12 protein-coding genes are annotated in these 15,755 nt (G+C 69.8%); 3 read left to right on the forward strand and 9 right to left on the reverse strand.

From position 1 onward, the window contains the following. Positions 1-139 precede the first annotated feature (139 nt). Positions 140-1,132, reverse strand: coding sequence for a lipid II:glycine glycyltransferase FemX (locus ESP51_RS15610; protein WP_164990552.1), 993 nt, complete (start codon positions 1,130-1,132; stop codon positions 140-142). Positions 1,133-1,334: 202 nt separating this feature from the next. Here ESP51_RS15610 and ESP51_RS15615 point away from each other — a divergent pair, with 202 nt between their 5' ends. From ESP51_RS15615 to ESP51_RS15625, 3 genes are read left to right on the forward strand one after another with little or no spacing between them, the layout of a single operon-like run. After that, complete coding sequence (locus ESP51_RS15615) at positions 1,335-2,147, forward strand: spermidine synthase (protein ID WP_129521822.1); 813 nt, start codon at positions 1,335-1,337, stop codon at positions 2,145-2,147. A gap of 3 nt (positions 2,148-2,150) precedes the next feature. Beyond that, positions 2,151-4,040, forward strand: coding sequence for an LVIVD repeat-containing protein (locus ESP51_RS15620; RefSeq protein ID WP_129521823.1), 1,890 nt, complete (start codon positions 2,151-2,153; stop codon positions 4,038-4,040). Next, positions 4,037-4,696 (forward strand): DUF305 domain-containing protein, encoded by a 660-nt coding sequence (locus tag ESP51_RS15625; protein WP_164990553.1) that lies wholly within the window; start codon positions 4,037-4,039, stop codon positions 4,694-4,696. Before ESP51_RS15620 ends, ESP51_RS15625 begins: the two co-directional genes overlap by 4 nt. Before the next feature lie 5 nt (positions 4,697-4,701). Here the strand turns inward: ESP51_RS15625 and ffh are convergent, their stop codons facing one another. From ffh to ESP51_RS15665, 8 genes are all read right to left on the reverse strand, one after another. Further along, the gene (gene ffh / locus ESP51_RS15630; RefSeq protein ID WP_129521825.1) at positions 4,702-6,285 is read right to left on the reverse strand and encodes a signal recognition particle protein; all 1,584 of its coding nucleotides are present in this window, start codon (positions 6,283-6,285) and stop codon (positions 4,702-4,704) included. Positions 6,286-6,297: 12 nt separating this feature from the next. Beyond that, complete coding sequence (locus tag ESP51_RS15635; protein WP_129521826.1) at positions 6,298-7,527, reverse strand: ROK family protein; 1,230 nt, start codon at positions 7,525-7,527, stop codon at positions 6,298-6,300. Positions 7,528-7,529: 2 nt separating this feature from the next. Continuing rightward, on the reverse strand, positions 7,530-8,963 hold the full coding sequence (locus ESP51_RS15640) for a GH1 family beta-glucosidase (protein WP_129521827.1): 1,434 nt from the start codon (positions 8,961-8,963) through the stop codon (positions 7,530-7,532). Beyond that, positions 8,960-11,281, reverse strand: a complete 2,322-nt coding sequence (gene yicI, locus ESP51_RS15645) for an alpha-xylosidase (RefSeq protein WP_129521828.1) — start codon at positions 11,279-11,281, stop codon at positions 8,960-8,962. Before yicI ends, ESP51_RS15640 begins: the two co-directional genes overlap by 4 nt. Next, positions 11,281-12,198, reverse strand: coding sequence for a carbohydrate ABC transporter permease (locus ESP51_RS15650; protein WP_422386857.1), 918 nt, complete (start codon positions 12,196-12,198; stop codon positions 11,281-11,283). Before ESP51_RS15650 ends, yicI begins: the two co-directional genes overlap by 1 nt. Continuing rightward, on the reverse strand, positions 12,195-13,175 hold the full coding sequence (locus ESP51_RS15655) for a carbohydrate ABC transporter permease (RefSeq protein WP_241843205.1): 981 nt from the start codon (positions 13,173-13,175) through the stop codon (positions 12,195-12,197). Before ESP51_RS15655 ends, ESP51_RS15650 begins: the two co-directional genes overlap by 4 nt. Positions 13,176-13,241: 66 nt before the next feature. After that, positions 13,242-14,534, reverse strand: a complete 1,293-nt coding sequence (locus tag ESP51_RS15660) for an ABC transporter substrate-binding protein (RefSeq protein WP_129521829.1) — start codon at positions 14,532-14,534, stop codon at positions 13,242-13,244. A gap of 107 nt (positions 14,535-14,641) precedes the next feature. After that, positions 14,642-15,688 (reverse strand): LacI family DNA-binding transcriptional regulator, encoded by a 1,047-nt coding sequence (locus ESP51_RS15665; protein WP_129521830.1) that lies wholly within the window; start codon positions 15,686-15,688, stop codon positions 14,642-14,644. Between the last annotated feature and the right edge of the window lie 67 nt (positions 15,689-15,755).

The following is a 15,755-nucleotide window of genomic DNA, read 5'->3' on the forward strand; positions in this document are numbered from 1 at the left end:
GAGGCCGCCGGCGGCGACCTCACGGCCGTGGTGGCACACCTCGCGCGCGAGCTCCGCGCCGGGGTCACGCCGACGACGGGCGCCGCGGCATCCGCCTCGTGACGCCGGTGCCCGAGGTGCCCGCGTCACCGGCGGGCGCTCAGTACCAGTCGTCGCCGGTGCGCTCCCGGTAACGGGCGACGAACCCGCTCTCGCCGAGGCGCCACTCCTCGGCACGGTCGGCGTGCGAGAGCTGGAACGCCGGCATGTACTCGATCACGTCGCTCGTGAATGCGCTCTTGAAGGTGAGCACGCCCTGGCCGGGTGCTTCGGGCTCGGCCGGCGGCGGCACGTGCCCGAGGTCGTAGCGTTCGATGCCGGATGCCGCGAGGTCGCGCATGATCGCCCACTGCAACAGTCGCGAGGCCATGAGCTGCGGCTGGTCGCGCAGCGAGCCGCCGTCCTTGAACCACGCACTCCTGCCGAAGAGGGTGACGAACGCCCCAGCCACCACCCGACCGTCATGCCAGGCGAAGTACAAGCGGCCGCGGTCGTCGTCGACGAACGTCTGCCACACCCGATCGAGGTAGGCGGTCGGCCGGAAGAACGCGCCCGACCGCTCCTCGGTCTCCCGCACGAGCCCGAGCATGCACCGCCGGTTCTCGTCGGTGAGCGGCACGCGGCCCGTCACGACGCCGTTCCGCTCGGCGATCCGAATCTCGTTGCGCGCGCGCTTCTTCATGCCCGCGAGGATCCGCTCCTCGCCTCCGGCGGTCTCGACGACGACGGCGTATCGGTACTGGGAAGCGCGGGTGGGGAGCCATCCGTGCGATTCGAAGGCGGCGACGAGCCGCTCGTCGCGCGGCTGGTACACCTCGATCTTCGTCGCGAACGCCGTGCCGCGATCGGCGCGGATGCGCTCGGTGAGTTGCGCGACGTCGTCGGGAGCGAGTCCGCTCACGCGCGCCAGGTGCTGCAGGGTGCCGAACCCCTCGGCGTGCCGCTCGAACACGAGCACGGGGTAGTCGCACTCGGTGCCGAAGCCGCGCTGGGACGCATGCCATGGGCCATCGGACCGGACGGAACCCCACGTGCTGCTCTGCATGAAATGCGGCGACGTGTGCGTTGCGAGCACACGATCGTCCCACTCCACCGAGACATTCTCCGTTTGAGCCGTTCGCACTGTGCCCCCATCCCCGGACATCCCAGATCGATCCGCCCCCGCCGTTGGGATGTACGGCTCTTGGCGCACAGCTTAGGGCGTGGACGCGTCCGGCAGGCGGACTCCACCCCGATGGTTCGGATATCGCCGCGTCGTCTGGCCTGCCGGCCCGAGCCGACCTAGTGTGGTGGACATGGGCGAACCCCGGCTTGAACTCGACGGCGAGCAGGTGAGCGCTCGGCTGCTGCCCGAGCGCGGAACGCACGGCGGATACAGCCTCGTGATCGAGGGCACGACGCAATCGCACGTCAATCCGCTCGATCCCCTCGATCTCCAGCTCGAGTACACGCGCGTGATCGCAGCGGTGATCGACGGATGCCGCGAGCGCGGGCTCCCCATCCGCGTCCTGCACCTCGGCGCGGGCGGCCTCACCATCCCGCGCTACGTCGGCGCCACCCGCCCGGGCTCGGTGCAGCATGTCGTCGAGCTGCACCGCGAGCTCTTCGACTTCGTGCTCGACGCGCTGCCGCTCGACGACGAGATCGAGCTCACGGTCGAGTTCGACGACGGTCGAGCCGCGGTCGAGCGAGCGGCGCGCACCGGCGGCGGCTACGACCTCGCGATCGTCGACGTCTTCTCGGGCAGCGTGGCTCCCCAGCACATGTCGACGGCGGAGTTCTTCACCGAGCTGCGGCAGCTCCTCGCGCCCGACGGCGTCATCGTGGTCAACACGCTCGCCGCACCCGGACTCGTGATGAGCCGGGAGGTCGGCGCGACGCTCGCGTCACTGCATCCCGTGGTCATCGCCCTCGCCGCTCCCTCTGTCGTCCCCGACGCGAGTCTCGGCAACGTCGTGTTCGCGGCATCCGGAGTCCCACTGGCCGAAGACGAGATCGAGCGGGGTGCGAACAGCGGCCCGCGCCCGATCGACCTCTTGCGCGGTGCCGCGCTCGACGCGTTCATCGACGGCGCTCCGGTGCGCCGCGACGACGACACCCTGGACTGAGCCGTGCCCGGCCGCGGCGCCGTGCAGCGCGCGAGGTCGGTCGCGCTGGGAGCCGTGATCGTCGCCGTCGGCGCTGCCCTGATGGCATCGCCCGCCACGGCACAACCAGCCGACCGCGAGCCGTCGATCGGGCCTGGACTCGAGTGGGTCGCGCACCGGGACAATCCCTTCCGGCAAGGTGACGATCCGAACTTCATCAACGCCGATCTCGCGTTCACGGGCGACTATCTCGTGCAGGGCAACTTCGCCGGGTTCTCCCTCTGGGACATCGCCGACCCCGCGGCGCCCACCCTCGCGAGCGCCGTCTCGTGCCCCGGGGGCCAGGGCGATGTGAGCGCTGTCGGCGACCTCGTGTTCGTCTCGATCGACGAGCCCATGTCCGACGACTCCTGCGAGGCCGCGCGCGTGCCCGAGACCGTGGAGCACTGGGAGGGCATCCGGATCTTCGACATCAGCGATCCGAGCGAGCCCCGCTATGTCGCTGCCGTGCGCACGCGCTGCGGTTCGCACACGCACACGGTCGTGCCCGATCCCGCGAGCTCGGCGCGGGTGTTCGTCTATGTGAGCTCGTACAGCCGCGGCGCATCCATCGACTGCACGGGCCGGAACCCACTGCAGATCGTCGAGGTCCCGCTCGACGCCCCCGAGGACGCCGCCGTCGTGGGGGCCCTCGACCTCTTCGACGATGCCACGGCATTCCGGCCCGAGGATCGCGTCGCGGGCGGCGCCGAGACCCGGTCGACCACCGGATGCCACGACATCACCGCCTACCCCGCCAAGGCGCTCGCCGTGGCCGCGTGCCGCGGTGACGGGCTGCTCCTCTCGATCGCCGACCCGCTCGCCCCCGTCGTCCTGCACCGCGTGCGCGACCCCGCCGTCGCGTTCTGGCACTCCGGGATCTTCGACAACGACGCGACCCGGATCGTGTTCCAAGACGAGCTCGGCGACGGGTTCATCAACACGTGCTCGCCCGCCTTCGGCGCCGATCGCGGCGCCGACGCGGTCTGGCTCATCGAGCCCGGCGGCCTCGCCAAGGTCGGGACGTTCAAGCTGCCGCGCGCCCAGTCCGACCTCGAGAAGTGCGTTGCCCATTCGGGTGGACTCGTGCCCGTGCCCGGGCGCTTCATCGTGGCGCAGGCCTGGCTCGAGGGCGGGGTATCCGTCATCGACTTCACCGACCCGGCCGCACCGGTCGAGCTCACGTGGTTCGACCGCCCGGGCTACGGCTACTCGATGGACTACACGGCGGGCATCTGGGCCGTGTACGCGTACGACGGGTACCTCTACGCGAGCGACATGTACGAGGGGCTCGAGGTGCTGCGTCTCACGGATCCGCTCTTCGCCGACGCGGCCCGGTACGACAGCACCGGCTTGAATCCGCAGACGCAGCCCGAGTACGCGTGGGTGTGGCGCGAGGCGCCCGTGGTGCCGACGGCGAACGCCGAACGCGCCCCGCTCGAGACGCTCTCGGTTGAGCCTGCCGAGCTCGAGCCCGCGGCCACGGCGACCGTGACCGTCTCGCTGCCGCCCGGCTCGCTCACGCCCGGCGAGACCGCCGACGTCTGGTGGATGCCGACGCAAGCGGTGCTCGCGACCCTCACGGCAGGCGAGGACGGCTCCCTCGCCGCTGCCGACGTGACCGTGCCCGGTCCGCTCGAGCCCGGACGGTACGACCTCGTGGTGCGCGGCGACGTGTCGGCGCCGCGTATCGCGCTCGCGAGCGTGGAGGTGGCGGCACCTGCCCCGACCCCCGAACTCGCACCCGCCGACGGCGACGACGCGCCATGGTGGCCGTTCGTGGTCGTTCCGGCCGTGGTGCTCCTGATCGCGGCGGGCGTCGTGGTGGCGCTGCGCCGAAGAGCGGTGCTGCGGCGCCGCAGGACCGCGACATGAGCGAGCGGATGCCGCGGCACGGCCTCGCCCTCAGCGCCGCCCTCGCGGCCGCACTGTCCGTCACGGGGTGCACGGCGCAGGCGCCCGACGAGACCGGCACGGCGACCGGGTTCGTGACCCCTTCTCCGCCCGGAGGCGGAACCCGCACCGACGATGAGCGCCGCGACGACGTCACCTCGGAATCGGAGACGACGGCGGCCGACCTCGCATTCATCGATGCGATGATCGCGCATCATGAGCAAGCCGTGGAGCTCACCGCCCTTGCGCACGGGCGCGCAGCCGACCAGGAGCTCGCCGACCTCGCGAGCCGGATGCACGCGGTGCAGGCGGCAGAGGCGGAGGCGATGCGCTCATGGCTCGACCGGCGACGCACGCGCGACCTGCCCGGCGACGAGCACAATCACGACGAGACGATGCGTGGAGAGATCAGCCGCTCGACCCTCGACCGCGCCGCGGAGCTCGAGGGGGCGGCCTTCGACGAATTGTTCGTCGACACGATGGTGGCGCATCACCGTGGTGCGATCGAGATGGCCGAGGCTCGACTCGCGGAGCAGGGAGACCCCGCGGTCGCGCGGTGGGCGCGTGCGATCGCGACGGCCCAGGCGCTCGAGGTCGATCGGCTCCTCGAGATCGAGACGCGACTCGACTCGGAGTAGGCGCGCTATCGCCCGAGGAGCTTCTGGAGCGCCGCGAGTTCCTCCTCGCTCGGTGCGCCCTTCGCCCCTGCCGCTCCGGCACCAGCACCGAGGCCGAAGCCGGATCCGGCGGGAGCCGCAGGCCCAGCGGGCGCCCCAGAGGCGAGCGCCGCGTTCTCGGCCGCTCGCTTCGCGGGATTGCCCGAACGGGAGCCCGAGGACTTCTTGCCCTTCGGCGGCCGCTTTCCGCCGCCGGAGAAACCCGCGCCGGGGATGGGGCCCATGCCGGGGATCTGCGGCATGCCGCCGCGCGCGACGGTCTTCATCATCTTCGCGGCCTGCTCGAAGCGGGCGACGAGCTGGTTGACGTCGGTCACGGTCATGCCGGAGCCCCTCGCGATGCGAAGCCGTCGTGACCCGTTCAGGAGCTTCGGATTGCGCCGCTCGGCGATGGTCATCGACTGGATGATCGCCTCGGTGCGCACGATCTCGCGCTCGTCGAAGTTCTCGAGCTGCTGCTTCATGCCGCCCGCGCCGGGGAGCATGCCGAGCATCTTCTTGATCGAGCCGGCGCCGCGCAGCTGCTGCATCTGGGCGAGGAAGTCTTCGAGCGTGAACTGATCGGTCGCGAACTTCTCGGCGACCTTCATCGCCTCTTCCTCGTCGAAGGCCTGCTGGGCCTGCTCGATGAGGGTGAGGATGTCGCCGAGGTCGAGGATGCGGCTCGCCATGCGGTCGGGGTGGAACGGCTCGAAGTCGTCGAGCGACTCGCCGGTGGAGGCGAAGATGATGGGACGGCCCGTGACGGACGCGACCGAGAGCGCGGCGCCGCCGCGGGCATCGCCGTCGAGCTTCGTGAGCACGACGCCCGTGAAGTCGACGCCCTCCTGGAACGCCTTCGCGGTGGTCACGGCGTCTTGGCCGATCATCGCGTCGATGACGAAGAGCACCTCGTCGGGCTTCGTCGCGTTGCGGATGTTCGCGGCCTGCTTCATGAGCTCGGCGTCGACGCCGAGACGACCCGCGGTGTCGATGATCACGACGTCGTGGTGGCTGCGCTCGGCATGCTTCACGGCGTCTTTCGCGACCTTCACAGGATCGCCGACGCCGTTGCCGACCTCGGGCGCGAAGACCGGGACCCCGGCCTGTCCGCCCACGACCTGCAGCTGGTTCACGGCGTTCGGGCGCTGGAGGTCGGCTGCGACGAGGAGCGGCGTGTGCCCGTCTTTCACGAGCCACTTCGCGAGCTTGCCGGCGAGCGTGGTCTTGCCGGTTCCCTGGAGGCCGGCGAGCATGATGACCGTCGGCGGGTTCTTCGCGAACTGCAGGCGGCGCTGCTGGCCGCCGAGGATGCCGACGAGCTCTTCGTTGACGATCTGCACGACCTGTTGCGCGGGGTTCAGCGCACGATTGACCTCGTCGCCGAGCGCGCGCTCGCGCACCTTGGCCGTGAACTGCTTGACGACGTCGAACGAGACGTCGGCGTCGAGCAGGGCCCTGCGGATCTCGCGCACGGTGCCGTCGACGTCGGACGCCGAGAGCTTGCCCTTGGTGCGGAGGTTCTTGAAGGTCTCTGCGAGCCGGTCAGAGAGGGTTCCGAAGGTAGCCATGATCCATCGATTCTAAGCGAGCGCGCCGAACCCGCTCGCCGATCGGGCGACCGTGGGTCCGCGGCCGCGCTCGAAGGCGGCCGGGTCGGCGAGCACCGGTTCGAACGCGAGCTCGGCGGCGCCGATCATGAGGATGTCGCGGCCGAGCGCCGGTCGCTCGAGTCGCACCGAGGCGAGCGGTGCATCGAGCGACGTGGCCGCGAGCGCTGCCTGCACCGTGTCGGGCGCCGCATCGAGCAGGATGCCGAGGAAGCCGCCGAGCAGCACGAGCTCGGGATTCAGCACGTTCACGATGCCGCCGATGGCGACGCCGAGGTAGCCGGCCTGACGCTCGATCTCGGCGCTCAGGGCACCGCCGTCGGCGCGCACGCGACGCTCGAGCTCCGCATCGTCGACCGTTCCGAGCTCGCCGAGCTCGAGCAGCCGGCTTCGGCGCACCTCAGACTCGAGGGTGCCGGAGAGGCCGGCCGTGTCGACGTGGTCCGATCCGCCGACCCGCAAGTGCCCGAACTCCCCCGCGTACCCGTCGAGACCGCCGAGGAGACGATCGCCGGCCATGATGCCGCCGCCGATGCCGCTCGCGCCGCCGTTCACGTACACGAGCTCGCCGATGCCGCGCCCGGCGCCGAAAAGTCGCTCGGCGAGCGCGCCGAGGCTCGCGTCGTTGGCCGAGAAGGCGGGCAGCGACGTGGCGGCGGCGAGCTCGGCGGCGAGCGGAGCGTCACGCCAGCCGAGGTGAGGGGCGTGCCGCACGAGCCCGTCGGAGGCGCGCACGAGCCCCGGCACCGCGACGCCGATGCCGGCAACTGTGGCGCCGCCGCCGGCAGGGACCTCGGCCGACGACCACTCCGCGAGCCGGCCCGCGACGAGTGCCACGACGGAGTCGACCGACGGCACCTCGCGTTGCACGTGCCGTTCCCGCCGGAGGATCTCACCGCCGAGACCGACGAGCGCGAGCTCGACGGCGTCGACCTCGGGGTTGAGCGCGAGCACGGCGACATCCGGCCGGGGGGCCACGACGGGCGACGGCCGGCCGACCTGCTTCGTCGACTCGGGCTCGGTCTCGGCGACGAGCCCGAGTTCGACGAGCTCGGCCACGAGCGCGGCGATCGTGGAGCGGTTGAGGCCCGTCGCCCGCGTCAGCTGCGAGCGCGCGGACCCGCGATCGTGGTGCACGAGGCGCAGCACGGTGGCGAGGTTGTGCCGCCGCACGTGGTCGAGGTTGTTGCCCCGTGCACTCATGATCACTCCGGAATCGTGCGCGTGCGGATGAGCTCGGCGTACCAGCGCGCGCTCGCCTTGGGAAGCCGCTCGAGGGTGTCGTAGTCGACTCGCACGATGCCGAACCGCTTCGAGTAGCCGTAGCCCCACTCGAAGTTGTCCATGAGCGACCACACCTGGTAGCCCCGCAGGTCGACTCCGCGGTGGATCGCCCGGTGCGCGGCCGTGAAGTGCCGGCGCAGGTAGTCGATGCGATCGTCATCCTGCACGACCGGCCCATCGGGGCCCTCGGTCACGACGTCGTCGAAGGCGGCGCCGTTCTCGGTGACCATGAGCGGCAGCGACGGGTAGGTCTCGTGCAGCGAGACGAGCAGGTCCTCGAGGCCCGAGGGGTCGATGTTCCAGCCCATCGCGGTGTAGGGCCCCGGTTGCACGAGGAACTCCACGTCGTCGGATCCGGGCCAAGTGGTGCCGCCCATGTCCTTGTGCCCGTCGGCGTTCGCCTTCGGCGACGTGCCGTCCCACATCTGCACGGTGACCGTCGAGTAGTAGTTCACGCCGAGCAGGTCGATGGGCTGCGCGATGAGCTCCGTGTCGCCGGGGAGCACGAAGGACCAATCGGTCACGTCGGCGGTGTCGGCGATGACGTCGGCCGGATAGCCGTCGCCGAGCAGAGGTCGGAGGAACACCCGGTTGGCGAGCCCGTCGATGCGGCGTGCCGCCTCGGCGCCCGTCGGGCCCGACGGACGGATGACGTGGAGGTTCAGCGTGATCGAGTACCCGGGGTCGTTCGTGACGACCTCGCGCAACGCAGCCACCGCGAGTCCGTGCGCGAGGTTCAGGTGATGCACGGCGGCGAGCGCCTTGGCACCATCGGTGAGTCCGGGGGCGTGCGCACCCGAACCGTAGCCGAGGTACGCGCTGCACCACGGCTCGTTGAGCGTCGTCCACACGGCGACGCGGTCGCCGAGGCGCTCGCCGACGAGGCGCGCGTACTCGGCGAATGCCTCGGACGTCGCACGATTCGTCCAGCCGCCCTCTTCTTCGAGGGCCTGCGGCAGGTCCCAGTGATAGAGCGTCGCGATGGGACGGATGCCGCGGGCGATGAGCCCGTCGACGAGGCGCTCGTAGAACGCGAGCCCCGCCTCGTTCGCCGGCCCGCGGCCCGTCGGCTGGATCCGCGGCCAGGCGATCGAGAACCGGTACGCCTCGAGCCCCAAGTCGCTCATGAGGTCGAGGTCGGACTCCAGACGGTGGTAATGGTCGTCGGCGACGTCGCCGGTGTCGCCGTTCCAGACCTTGCCGGGAGTGTGGCTGAACGTATCCCAGATCGAGGGCCCGCGCCCGTCTTCGTCGACCGCCCCCTCGATCTGGTATGCCGCCGTCGCCGACCCGAACACGAACGCGTCGGGGAAGACGAGGCCGGCGTCGCGGTAGTCCGCATTGCCCGTGGTCATCTGTGCAACTCCACTTCACCGTCGACCGACTCGATCTCGCCGGGCGTCCCGATCACCTTAGCGACGAAGTCGCGCCCGTCGAGCGAGCGCAGCCGCACCCGACCGCCGCGGCGCTCCGCCTCGAAGGCGATGACGGTTCCATCGGGCTCGACGACCTGCACGGACTCGACACCGTCGACGCCGCCCGGCGCGACAGCGAGGGTGAGGCCGGTGCCGTAGGCGTAGTCGGGCCGATCACGGCGCGCCCCGAGCGGCAGCACGGCACCCCCGCGCACATAGAGCGGCAGCGAGTCGAACCCGTGCTGCTCGCGGCGCCAGCAGCCACCCTCGACGACCTCGCCGCTGAGCAGCGACGTCCACGTACCGGCCGGGAGGTAGACGTCGACCTCGCCGTGCTCGGAGAACACGGGGGCGACGAGCAGGTCGGGGCCGAGCAGGTACTGCCGGTCGAGGTAGGCGGCGCCGGGGTCGTCGGGGAACGCGAGCTGCATCGGCCGCATCACGGGGATCCCGCGCTCGTGGGCCTCGATGCCCGCCCGGTAGAGGTAGGGCATGAGCGACATCTTGAGCTCGGTGAACTCGCGAGCCACGTCGACCGCTTCGTCGTCGAACGCCCACGGCACCCGGTAGCTCGTCGAGCCGTGCAGGCGCGAGTGGCTCGAGAGCAACCCGAACGCGAGCCATCGCTTGAACACCGCGGCGTCCGGGGTCCCCTCGAAGCCGCCGATGTCGTGGCTCCAGAACCCGAAGCCCGACATCGCGAGCGAGAGGCCGCCGCGAAGGCTCTCGGCCATCGACACGAAGCTCGAGGAGTTGTCGCCGCCCCAGTGCACCGGCATCCGCTGTCCGCCCGTCGTCGCCGACCGCGCGAAGACCACCGCCTCGCCCTCGCCGCGCTCTTCCTCGAGCACCGCGAAGACGGCCTCGTTGTAGCGCTGCGTGTAGAGGTTGTGCATCGTCTCGGGGTCGGAGCCGTCGTGCCAGACGACGTCGATCGGGATGCGCTCGCCGAAATCGGTCTTCAGCGCATCGACGCCCTGGCGCAACAGCCCGCGGAGCTGCTCCTGGAACCACGCCGTCGCGTCGGGGTTGGTGAAGTCGACGAGCGCCATGCCGGCCTGCCAGAGGTCCCATTGCCAGACGGTGCCGTCAGGACGGCGCACGAGGTAGCCGGCGTCGCGGGCGACGTCGAAGAGCGCCGAACGCTGGGCGATGTATGGGTTGATCCACGCGCTGACCTTGAGCCCGCGATCACGGAGGCGGGCGAGCATGCCCTCGGGGTCGGGGAAGGTGCGCGGATCCCACTCGAGGTCGGTCCAGTTGAACTCGCGCATCCAGAAGCAGTCGAAGTGAAAGACGGAGAAGGGCAGTTCGCGCTCGCGCATCCCGTCGACGAACGACGCGACCGTCTCCTCGTCGTAATCGGTCGTGAACGACGTCGAGAGCCACAGCCCGTACGACCACGCGGGCACGCGAGCGGGGCGCCCGGTGAGCGCGGTGTAGCGCTCGAGCACCTCGACCGGGGTGGGGCCGGCGATCACGAAGTACTCGAGCGACTCCCCCGCCGTCGAGAACTGCACTCGCTCGACGGCCTCGGAGCCGACCTCGAACGACACATGCTCGGGGTGGTTCACGAGCACGCCGTAGCCGCGGTTCGACAGGTAGAACGGCACGTTCTTGTAGGCCTGCTCGCTCGAGGTGCCGCCATCGGCGTTCCAGATGTCGATGGTCTGGCCGTTCTTCACGAGCGGGCCGAAGCGCTCGCCGAGGCCGTAGACGAGCTCGCCGACGCCGAGGTCGAGCTGCTCGTGCACGTAGTGCGCGGCGGTGGCCAGTCCCGTCGTCGAGATGCCCGTGACGCCTGTTGGCTCTGCGATCACCGGCGCGCCTGCGCCCAGGCTCATGTATCCGACGGACTTCGGCCCGCTCCCCGTGAGCAGGCGGCCCTCATGGGAGAACTCCAGGCGCCACGGATGCCCCGCGGTGACGCGTGCCGTGAGGCCGCCGGTCGTGAGCGTGCCGCCCGCGGCATCCGTCTCCGCCGTACCGGCTCCCTCGACGGCTCCGGGCAGGTCGAAGCCCGGCGAGGACTTGCCACCGCGGTGATGCTCGATGCGCACACGCACGACGCCCTCGAGGGGCGAGGAGAGCGTGACGGTGAGCACCGGCCGGTTCAGCACGTCGCCACGCTTCTCGATGACCTTGGTGGGCGCGGTGACGACCAGCCGGTCGCCGCGGGCATCGAGGTCGTACGCCTCTTGAGCGTAGAGCGCGGTGACGCCGGGGCGAACCTGCCAGAACCCGTCGGTGAACTTCATTACTTGACTGCTCCTGCCGTGATTCCCCTGGTGAGGGTGCGCTGGAAGATGAGGAAGAAGATGAGCGTGGGAACGAGGCCGAGCAGTGCCGAGGCGCTCGTCGTGGTGACATCCATGAGCCGATCGCCCTGCAGCACGCTGATCGCCACGGGAACCGTCTGGTTCTCGTTGCTCACGAGGAAGGTGAGTGGGATCAGGAACTCGTTCCACGTCCAGATGAAGAAGAAGATGAGCAGCACGCTGATCGTCGGACGAGAGATCGGCACGATCACCTGCCAGAGGATGCGCCAGCGCCCGGCGCCGTCGATCGCGGCCGCCTCGAGCACGGACTTCGGGAACGTCCCGTATACCGCGGAGAGCAGGTAGGTGCCGAAGGCGCTCTGGATGACCGTGAAGATGATGATGACCGCCCACACGTTGTTGTACAGGCCGACCTGTTTGAACATGTAGTACAGCGGGTAGAGCAGCGCCTCCTGGGGCAGCATGTTCGCGAGCAGGAAGAGCCCGATGACCCACGTGCGCCCGCGCACTCGCCCGATGCCGATCGCGAAGGCGTTCAGCACGCTCACGACAACGGCGAACACCGAGACGAGGCCCGAGATCAGGACGCTGTTCCAGAGCTTCTGGGGGAAGTCGACGCGTTCCCAGAACGCCACGATGCCGTCGAGGTAGATCTCGGCCGGCAGCTGCAGCGGCCCGCCGCTCGAATAGTCGGAGGGCGACTTGAACGAGTTGATGAGGATGAGCAGGAACGGGAAGGCGATGACGATCGCGACGAGCACCGCCCCGAGGAGCAGCACCCACTCGGTCACGGTTTGCGGCCGGCGGCGCCGCTTGGGCACCACCCGGTTCGCGTCGTCTGGCCCGTGGGCCGAGGTCGGCCGTGCGGGCCGGCCGGAGGTCGAGGTGGCGGTCACGATGCCGACTCCTTCCGCTCGGAGGAGAGCTGGAACCTGATGAACACGAAGGCGACGACACCGATCACGATCGTGAGGGCGGTGGCGATGGTCGCGCCGTAGCCGACCTGTTGTGCCTGGAAGAACTCGCTGTACGCGTAGTAGGCGGGCACGATCGTCGAGTCGCCGGGCCCGCCGCGCGTGAGCACGTAGATCGGGCCGAAGACCTTCAGCGCCGCGATCGTGCAGGTGAGGGTCACGACGAAGATCTCGGGACGGATGATGCTGAGGGTGATCGCGCTGAACCGCTGGAACCAGTTCGCGCCGTCGAGCTCGGCGGCTTCGTAGAGCTCGGGATCCACTCGCTGGAGCGCCGCCATGAAGACGACGATCGGATACCCGAGCTGCACCCACACGAGCACGACCATGATGCTCGCGAGCGCCGTGTCGGGATTGCCGAGCCAGTTCTGGGCGAGGAAGCCGAGCCCGACCGCCTCGAGGATCTGGTTGAGTGCGCCGTCGCCTGGCCGCAGCACCCAGCCGATGACGATACCGGCGATGACGACCGGCAGGATCTGGGGCAGGTAGTAGGTGGCTCGCAGGAAGCTCGCCAGCCGGCCGCTGAAGCGCCGCCCGATGAGGTCGAAGAGCAGTGCCGCGAGCACGAGGCCGACCACGGTGGGCAGCACGACCATCGCGACGATCATCGCGACGGAGTTGCGGAACGAGGCCCAGAAGGTCTGGTCGCCGAAGAGCTCGACCCAGTTCTCGAGGCCGATGAACTCGGGCGGTCGGATGCCCCGCCACTCCGTGAAGCTGAGGTACACGTTCCAGCCGAGCGGGATCAGCACGATCACGGTGACGAGCACGAGTCCTGGCACGAGGTAGAGCCAGTACCCGAGGCTCGCGCGGTCACCCCGATGCGGGATGAGCGGTTCCTCGGCGGCTCGCGCCGGTGCGCGCGTGCGCGGCGCACGGATGAGCGGGATGGTTGCCACGGGAGTTGTCCTTTCGGGCCGGCGGAGGCTGCCCGGCCGGTCGAGCCGACCGGCCGGGCAGAAGGGTCACTCGCGGAAGTCCGCGACGTACCCGTCGTACTCCTCGCCGAGGCTCGTGAGCACGTCATCGGGCGACTTCGTGCCGTTCACGAGCTCCTGGAGTTCGGCGACGATCGTGTCGTAGAAGGTCGGCGTGGGCCAGTCGGGGTAGAACGACAGGCCGTCGCGCTCGTTGATCGTGTTGAACTGCTCGATGAGCTCCTTGCTCTTCTCGTCGGTGATGTCCTCGATGTCGGCTGCGACCGGGAGGCCGCCGTTGTTGCCGAGGATCGCCTGGATCTCGGGCCGCATCGTGATCTCGATGAACTCGTAGGCGAGCTCGGGGTTCTTCGCGTTCGTCGGGACGACCCACATGTTGCCCGCGGAGCCGAGGTTCAGCTGCGACTCGGGGAACTCGAAGATGCCCCACTCGAAGCTGTCGGCGATCTCTTCTTGGAACCGGCCGTACCACCAGCTGCCCGACACGAACATCGGCGCTTCGCCGCTGATGAACGATACACCGGCATCCTCGGCCTTCAGGCCCGTGATGTCCTTGGAGATGTAGCCTGCGTCGACCCAGTCGACGAGCGTCTGCGTCGCCTCGGTGAGCTCGGGCCCGTGCCAGTCGACCTCGCCCGTGTAGAGCTGGTAGTCGTCGACGAACGACCGGTCGGCCTTGCTCAGGGCGAGCTGGTACCAGAGCTGGCCGAGCGGGTACTCGAGCGCGGCCTCGGCGAGCGGCGTGGTGCCGGCAGCGGTGAAGGTCTGCATCGCAGCCACGAATTCGTCGTAGGTCGTCGGCACCTCGACGCCGTTGGCGGCGAACAGGTCCTTGTTGTAGTAGACGGTGACGAACTCGCCGTAGTTCGGCACGCCGTACCAGGGGCCCGAGCCCATGATGCCGTCTTCGTCGTAGCGGGCGGTCGTCTGCAGCGCGGGGGCGAGCTTGTCGTCCCATCCGTGCTCCTCGACCGCATCGGTGATGTCGGTGAGGAGGCCCTGGCTCGCGAGGAGACCGGCGGTGCCGTTGCCCTTGGCATACTCGAGGATGTCGGGCGCCTCGTCGGAGTTCAGCACCTGGCTCGCGGTCGAGCGGATCTGCTCGAATCCCTTCGCCTCGAACTCAACGGTCGCGCCGGTCTCCTCTTCGAAAACCTTGATCGCCTCGTCCCAGGCCTTGCCCATCGCGCTGTCTTCACCCTCGAAGTGCCAGAGGGTCAGCGTGTTGTCGTCGGCAGTGTCGCCGCCGCCCGCGCATCCGGAGAGGACGAGCGCGCTCGCGGCGATGACCGCCGCGAATGCCGTGGTCGTTTTCTTCATTTCTGCTACCTCCTTGTAGGGCCGCGGGTGCGGCTACTGGTGCATTTCTTGTTGCTGGGTTCTCGAAGCGTTTCGATGCCGCTGAGTGCTCCGGGTTTCGGGGGCCGTCACACTCGGGCGCCCGTTCGTGGGCTGGCTTCAGATGCCGCGCGGGCGACGACCGAGCCTCGGGTGACGTATCGGGGGGCGATGAGCTCGACGAATTCGCCGGCGTCGCCGTGCTCGATGGACTCGACGAGCAACTCGACGGCGCGCTCGCAGGATTCCTCGGCGATGAGCGGGATGACGTCGAGGGGCGGCGCGAAGTCGCGAGTGCTGTAGTTGGCGCCGCCGGCGACCACCGAGACGGCGCCCGGCACGTCGATGCCCCGCGCCGTCAGCTCCGCCAGGATGGCGCGAGCCACCGGCTCGTTGCAGTTCAGCACGAGTCCGTCGAACTCGGGAAGCCGCTCGATGAGGGTCGCGACGGCCGAGCGCGTCGCGGCCCGGGTCTCCTCGGGGTAGACCTCGGCGTGGGCGACGCCACGTCGCTCGACGGCCTCGCCGAATCCGCGGCGGAATCGCAGCGGGAAGTTCGAGCCGCGCCCGTAGAGTCCCTCGGGGTGCCCGACGAGCCCGATACTCCGCCGGCCGGCGTCGGCGAGCCGGTCGACGGCGAGCTCCGCCGCAGCCTCGAAGTCGAGGTCGACGCAGCGCAGCCCCGTCGTGTCCTCGGGGATGCCGACGAACACCGAACGGGCGCCGAGCGAGCGCAACCGCTCGATGCGCTCGTCGTGCATGTCGACGTCGAGCACGACCACCCCGTCGGCGAGCGCGCTCGAGGTGACGCGCTCGAGCCCCGCGGTGGCGTCGTCCTGCACGAGTAGGAGCGTGTCGTAGTCGCGCGCCCTCGCCGCCTTCGTGACGGCCATCACGAAGCGCATGTGCGCCGGGTGATACGTGTCTTCATGCAGCGGCGCCGTGAGGGCGAGGATGTTCGTGCGGCTGCCGGCGAGCATTCTCGCACCGGCGTTCGCGCGATAGCCGAGCTCGGCGACCGCCGCGTCGATGCGCCGACGGGTGTCGGCGCCGATCGATCGCTTGCCGCTCAGCGCGTACGACACGGTGCTGATCGACACGCCGGCGGCCTTCGCCACATCGTGGATGCTCGCCATCTCTACCTCACTGTGCGGGGGCGATTGGTGAAACGCTTCGACTCCACCTCAGTGGACTTTACGCAGA

Origin of the sequence: Agromyces albus, from assembly GCF_004134825.1 — a bacterium.
Lineage (GTDB): Bacteria > Actinomycetota > Actinomycetes > Actinomycetales > Microbacteriaceae > Agromyces > Agromyces albus.

Excerpts from the sequence above, each read along its gene's own strand:
- ESP51_RS15660 (WP_129521829.1), bottom strand. The coding sequence starts at position 14,534 with ATGAAGAAAACGACCACGGCATTCGCGGCGGTCATCGCCGCGAGCGCG.
- ESP51_RS15640 (WP_129521827.1), bottom strand. The coding sequence starts at position 8,963 with ATGACCACGGGCAATGCGGACTACCGCGACGCCGGCCTCGTCTTCCCC.
- ESP51_RS15625 (WP_164990553.1), top strand. The coding sequence starts at position 4,037 with ATGAGCGAGCGGATGCCGCGGCACGGCCTCGCCCTCAGCGCCGCCCTC.
- ESP51_RS15635 (WP_129521826.1), bottom strand. The coding sequence starts at position 7,527 with ATGAGTGCACGGGGCAACAACCTCGACCACGTGCGGCGGCACAACCTC.
- ESP51_RS15615 (WP_129521822.1), top strand. The coding sequence starts at position 1,335 with ATGGGCGAACCCCGGCTTGAACTCGACGGCGAGCAGGTGAGCGCTCGG.
- ffh (WP_129521825.1), bottom strand. The coding sequence starts at position 6,285 with ATGGCTACCTTCGGAACCCTCTCTGACCGGCTCGCAGAGACCTTCAAG.
- ESP51_RS15665 (WP_129521830.1), bottom strand. The coding sequence starts at position 15,688 with ATGGCGAGCATCCACGATGTGGCGAAGGCCGCCGGCGTGTCGATCAGC.
- yicI (WP_129521828.1), bottom strand. The coding sequence starts at position 11,281 with ATGAAGTTCACCGACGGGTTCTGGCAGGTTCGCCCCGGCGTCACCGCG.